At 34.6% G+C, this 6,000-nt stretch carries 6 protein-coding genes; all 6 read left to right on the top strand.

Going from position 1 to position 6,000, the window contains the following annotated elements:
- Positions 1-197 precede the first annotated feature (197 nt).
- The 6 genes from rpmH to M1D64_RS13170 all read left to right on the top strand — a co-directional run bounded on the left by rpmH (position 198) and on the right by M1D64_RS13170 (position 5,880).
- Complete coding sequence (gene rpmH, locus M1D64_RS13195) at positions 198-335, top strand: 50S ribosomal protein L34 (protein WP_000240855.1); 138 nt, start codon at positions 198-200, stop codon at positions 333-335.
- Between the two features lie 159 nt (positions 336-494).
- Positions 495-842 (top strand): ribonuclease P protein component, encoded by a 348-nt coding sequence (rnpA, locus tag M1D64_RS13190; RefSeq protein WP_011304029.1) that lies wholly within the window; start codon positions 495-497, stop codon positions 840-842.
- Positions 843-1,005: 163 nt separating this feature from the next.
- Positions 1,006-2,385, top strand: a complete 1,380-nt coding sequence (gene mnmE, locus M1D64_RS13185; RefSeq protein WP_100217365.1) for a tRNA uridine-5-carboxymethylaminomethyl(34) synthesis GTPase MnmE — start codon at positions 1,006-1,008, stop codon at positions 2,383-2,385.
- A gap of 16 nt (positions 2,386-2,401) precedes the next feature.
- On the top strand, positions 2,402-4,279 hold the full coding sequence (gene mnmG, locus M1D64_RS13180; protein WP_002481959.1) for a tRNA uridine-5-carboxymethylaminomethyl(34) synthesis enzyme MnmG: 1,878 nt from the start codon (positions 2,402-2,404) through the stop codon (positions 4,277-4,279).
- Position 4,280: 1 nt separating this feature from the next.
- Positions 4,281-5,000, top strand: coding sequence for a 16S rRNA (guanine(527)-N(7))-methyltransferase RsmG (rsmG, locus tag M1D64_RS13175; RefSeq protein ID WP_002481958.1), 720 nt, complete (start codon positions 4,281-4,283; stop codon positions 4,998-5,000).
- 40 nt (positions 5,001-5,040) lie between these two features.
- Complete coding sequence (locus M1D64_RS13170) at positions 5,041-5,880, top strand: ParB/RepB/Spo0J family partition protein (RefSeq protein WP_002481957.1); 840 nt, start codon at positions 5,041-5,043, stop codon at positions 5,878-5,880.
- Positions 5,881-6,000: the final 120 nt, after the last annotated feature.

Raw genomic sequence — 6,000 nt, 5'->3', positions numbered from 1 at the left:
TATGATGTAACTCATATATTTTAAATCAGTCACTTAAATTGAGACTTGCTTTATAAAATAGATTTTGTTATATTGTAGTAGTTGCTTGAATTATGACTAGAAATTAATAACAGTTAAATCAAGACTTGAAGCAGAAGCGTATATTAATTTATCTATTATAATAGTATAGAACCGAATAAAGATGGAGGTGTTTTTGCATGGTAAAACGTACTTATCAACCAAATAAACGTAAACATAGTAAAGTTCATGGTTTCAGAAAACGCATGAGCACAAAAAATGGTCGTAAAGTGTTGGCGCGTCGTCGTCGTAAAGGCCGTAAAGTATTATCAGCATAAGATCACTGACTCATCAGTGGTCTTTTTTTTGGTTTTAGTGAAGTAAAATTGCTAAAAATTACGTAGATTTCTACTATTAATTTATGATAACGAATGAATAGAACGAAACATAAGGTTCGTTGGTATATGTATTGAAAAGATATGATAAGTGAGTGATGCTTGGTGGAGAAAGCTTACCGAATAAAAAAAAATAGTGATTTCCAGTTTATTTATAAGAAAGGGAAATCGGTTGCAAATAGACAATTTGTAATATATACGCAACCTAATAAAGCGTTGAATCATTTTCGCTTAGGTATTAGTGTTTCTAAAAAGTTAGGTAATGCAGTCGTAAGAAATAGAATTAAACGTGCCATTCGCGAAAATTTTAAAATCCATAAAGAAGATATCTTACCAATGGATATTATTGTGATAGCGAGGCAACCAGCAAAAGATATGGACACATTACAAATACAAGCGAGTTTGGAACATGTACTCAAAATAGCAAAGGTATTTAATAAGCGTGTTTAAGTAGGGAAGGGGAAGAAAGATGTTAGACAACCGTAAGTCTTACCTCAGACAAACCGAAGACTAACTTTTACGAAATGGTAAACAAGATACTCGCTTTTTAATAGGAAACTATTTACAATATTATAATGATAAAAATGAAGTCGAAAAGGAGGCGAGATGGATGATGGATTTAGATACGATAACGAGTATATCCACACCAATGGGTGAAGGTGCAATTGGTATTGTACGTTTATCAGGTGTAGATGCTGTAGATATTGCAGATAAACTTTATAAAGGTAAAGAAAGACTTGAAGATGTAACGTCTCACACAATTAACTATGGTCATATTATTGATCCTGAATCGAACGAAGTGGTGGAAGAAGTTATGGTTTCCGTACTACGTGCACCAAAGACGTTCACACGTGAAGATATTGTCGAAATTAACTGTCATGGTGGTATTTTAACAATTAATAGAATACTAGAATTGACGATGACCTATGGGGCCCGTATGGCTGATCCAGGTGAATATACAAAACGTGCTTTCTTAAATGGCAGAATAGATTTATCTCAAGCAGAAGCGGTGATGGATTTTATTCGTTCTAAAACCGATCGTGCGTCTAAAGTTGCAATGAATCAAATAGAAGGTCGTTTAAGTGATATGATAAAACGACAGCGACAATCCATTCTCGAAATCCTTGCTCAAGTCGAAGTGAACATAGATTACCCAGAATATGATGATGTCGAAGATGCGACTACAGAGGTATTATTAGGGAAATCAAATGAAATTAAAACAGAAATTAATAAATTACTCGATACAGGTACACAAGGGAAGATTATGAGAGAAGGGCTTTCTACGGTTATCGTTGGTAAGCCTAATGTCGGTAAATCATCGATGCTCAATAACCTCATTCAAGATAATAAAGCCATTGTGACTGAAGTGCCTGGTACTACAAGAGATACTTTAGAAGAATATGTCAATGTCCGTGGTGTACCATTAAGACTTGTCGATACAGCAGGTATACGTGAAACAGAAGATATCGTCGAACGTATTGGTGTAGAGCGATCAAGAAAAGCGTTAGGCGAAGCGGATTTAATACTATTTGTACTTAATTATAATGAAAGATTAACAGATGAAGATCGTAAGCTGTATGAAGTGATTAAGAATGAAGATGCGATTGTTATTGTTAATAAGATGGATTTAGACAAGCATTTAGATCTTGATGAAGTCAAAGATATGATTGGCGATATGCCATTGATTCAGACATCGATGCTCAAACAAGAAGGCATTGATCAATTAGAAATTCAAATTAGAGATTTATTCTTTGGTGGCGATGTTCAAAACCAAGATATGACTTATGTTTCTAATTCAAGACATATTTCATTATTGAAACAAGCAAGAAATACCATTCAAGATGCAATAGATGCAGCAGAATCAGGTGTACCGATGGATATGGTACAAATCGACTTAACAAGAACATGGGAAATTTTAGGTGAGATTATCGGTGAATCTGCAAGTGATGAATTAATTGACCAGTTATTTAGTCAATTCTGTTTAGGAAAATAATAAGGAGGAAATAATAATGGCTCAAGAATATGATGTGATAGTAATAGGAGCCGGACATGCTGGTATTGAAGCTGGATTAGCTTCAGCACGTCGTGGTGCCAAAACGTTAATGTTGACGATTAACCTAGATAATATTGCTTTTATGCCGTGTAACCCATCAGTGGGTGGTCCAGCAAAAGGTATTGTCGTACGTGAAATCGATGCATTAGGTGGTCAAATGGCGAAAACCATTGATAAAACGCACATTCAAATGCGTATGTTAAATACTGGTAAAGGTCCAGCAGTAAGAGCGTTACGTGCTCAAGCAGATAAAGTCTTGTATCAACAAGAAATGAAAAAAGTAATTGAAGATGAAGCAAACCTTGATATCATGCAAGGTATGGTAGATGACCTCATTATTGAAGATGATGTCATTAAAGGTGTAAGAACAAATATCGGTACAGAATACTGGTCAGAGGCAGTTATTATTACAACAGGTACATTTTTACGCGGTGAAATCATTTTAGGTAACATGAAGTATTCAAGTGGTCCAAACCATCAATTACCTTCAATCTCTCTAGCTGATAACTTAAGAGGATTAGGTTTTGAAGTCGTTAGATTTAAAACAGGTACACCACCACGTGTAAATGCCAAAACGATTGATTATTCTAAAACGGAAATCCAACCTGGTGATGATGTTGGAAGAGCCTTCAGCTTTGAAACAACAGAATATATTTTAGATCAATTGCCATGTTGGTTAACTTATACAAATGGTGATACACACCAAGTGATTGATGATAACTTACATTTATCAGCTATGTATTCAGGTATGATCAAAGGTACTGGTCCAAGATATTGCCCATCCATTGAAGATAAATTTGTAAGATTCAATGACAAACCACGCCATCAACTATTCTTAGAACCAGAAGGTAGAAATACAAACGAAGTTTATGTCCAAGGTCTATCAACAAGTTTACCTGAACATGTGCAACGTCAAATGTTAGAAACGATTCCTGGTTTAGAAAAAGCAGATATGATGCGTGCAGGCTATGCCATCGAGTATGATGCGTTAGTTCCAACACAATTATGGCCAACACTTGAAACTAAAAAAATCAAAAACTTATACACTGCTGGCCAAATTAATGGGACATCAGGTTATGAAGAAGCGGCTGGACAAGGTATCATGGCTGGTATCAATGCAGCAGCACGTGTTCAAGGTAAAGATGAAGTTATCTTAAGTCGTTCAGATGCCTATATTGGTGTATTAATTGATGATTTAATTACCAAAGGTACAAACGAACCTTATCGTTTATTAACTTCTCGTGCTGAATACCGTCTATTATTAAGACATGACAACGCTGATTTACGTCTAACAGACTTAGGTTATGAATTAGGTATGATTTCAGAGGAACGCTATGCACGTTTTAATGAAAAACGCGCTATGATTAAAGCAGAACAAGAACGTCTAAATGGCATTCGCGTCAAACCAAACGACCGTGTGCAAGAGATTATTGAGGCTCAAGGCGGGTCTCGTTTGAAAGACGGTATCCTTGCTTTAGAATTATTACGTCGTCCTGAAATGACATACGATTTAATTCTAGAAATTTTAGATGAATCACATCAATTGCCTTCAGACGTTGAAGAACAAGTTGAAATTCAAACTAAATATGAAGGTTATATCAATAAATCTTTACAACAAGTTGAAAAAGTTAAACGTATGGAAGAGAAGAAAATTCCAGAAGATCTAGATTATAGTAAGGTAGATAGTTTAGCGACTGAAGCACGTGAGAAATTAGCAGAAGTTAAGCCGCTCAATATTGCACAAGCTTCACGTATATCTGGTGTCAATCCAGCCGATATTTCAATTTTACTTGTATATCTTGAACAAGGTAAAATCCAAAGGGTGAATAACTAAGATGAGTGTAGCATGGTTAACACAGCAACTGAGTACACATGGAATAGAACTTTCAGATAAACAACAACAACAGTTTCAAACGTATTATCAAATGCTTGTTGAATGGAATGAAAAAATGAATTTAACAAGTATTACTGAAGAACATGAAGTATATTTGAAGCATTTTTATGATTCAATTGCGACAAGTTTTTATACGAATTTAACTAAAGAATTAACGATATGTGACGTGGGTGCTGGTGCTGGTTTTCCTAGCATTCCTTTGAAAATCATTTTTCCGAATTTGAAAGTTACAATTGTAGATTCACTGAATAAACGCATTCACTTTTTAAATCAATTAGCGGAAGCTTTAGAGTTAGACAATGTGAGTTTTGTACATGATCGTGCCGAAACTTATGGTAAGGGAGACTACAGGGCGTCTTACGATATCGTTACAGCACGTGCAGTTGCTAGACTTTCTGTATTAAGTGAGCTATGCTTGCCATTAGTTAAAAAAGGTGGTCACTTCATAGCACTGAAATCGTCTAAAGGTGAAGAAGAATTGGAAGAAGCACGTTTCGGTATTGGCGTATTAGGTGGTAAAGTACTTGATACAATTTCATATGAACTACCTGAAGATGCAGGTGAAAGACAAATGATTATCATAGACAAACGTAGTCAAACACCTAAGAAATATCCTAGAAAACCAGGAACACCAAATAAATCACCGTTACTTGAAAAATAGTAAAATTCAATACAATTAATTTAGAGGGAGCGCATAGTAAATGAAAAAACCTTTTTCTAAATTATTTGGTTTAAAGAACAAAGATGACATCGTTGGTTATATTGAAGAGGATTATAATAATAGCGTTGAATCTATTCATACGGAACGTATTGTGCCAAACCGTTATCAACCAAGACAAGTATTTGAGCCAAATAAGATTAAAGAACTCGCAGAATCTATAGAAGAACATGGTTTGTTACAACCGATTGTCGTACGTCCAATTGAAGAGGATATGTTTGAGATTATAGCAGGTGAACGTAGATTTAGAGCTTTACAGAGCCTAAGTAAAACGCACGCTGATGTAATTATTAGATATTTAGATGATGAGGAAACTGCTGTAGTCGCACTCATTGAAAATATTCAACGTGAAAATTTATCTGTTGTTGAAGAAGCCGAAGCTTATAAAAAGTTACTAGAAATCGGGGATACCACACAGAGCGAATTAGCTAAAAGTGTCGGTAAAAGTCAGAGCTTTATTGCTAATAAACTTCGTTTATTAAAATTGGCGCCTAAAGTATTGGAACGTTTACGTGAAAGTAAAATTACGGAACGCCATGCGCGCGCGATGCTCAGTTTATCAGAAGAAGATCAAGAAATATTAGTTGAAACGGTTATAAGTCAAAAATTAAATGTAAAACAAACAGAAGCACGCGTGAAACAAAAGATAGGCCCTGAAAAAGTAAAAGCACAAAGATTTGAATTTGAAAAAGATTTAACTGATGCGCGTGAAGCGGTTGGTAAAAGTTTAGATTCTATCGAAAAAAGCGGTATTAAATATGAGCATCAAGCCAAAGATTACGATGATTATTATGAAATTAAAATAAAATTATTTAAACATTAATAGTGATAGAGGTTTACCTATGATAAGACGAGGTAAGCCTCTATTTTTTGTACTAATATATATGATTAGGTATTAATTAAGGTTTAATAAAATAAAAAATACATATTTATAAAATTAGAA

The organism is Staphylococcus sp. Z5-21 (assembly GCF_056529615.1).
This window is presented reverse-complemented; position numbering and strand designations above follow the sequence as displayed.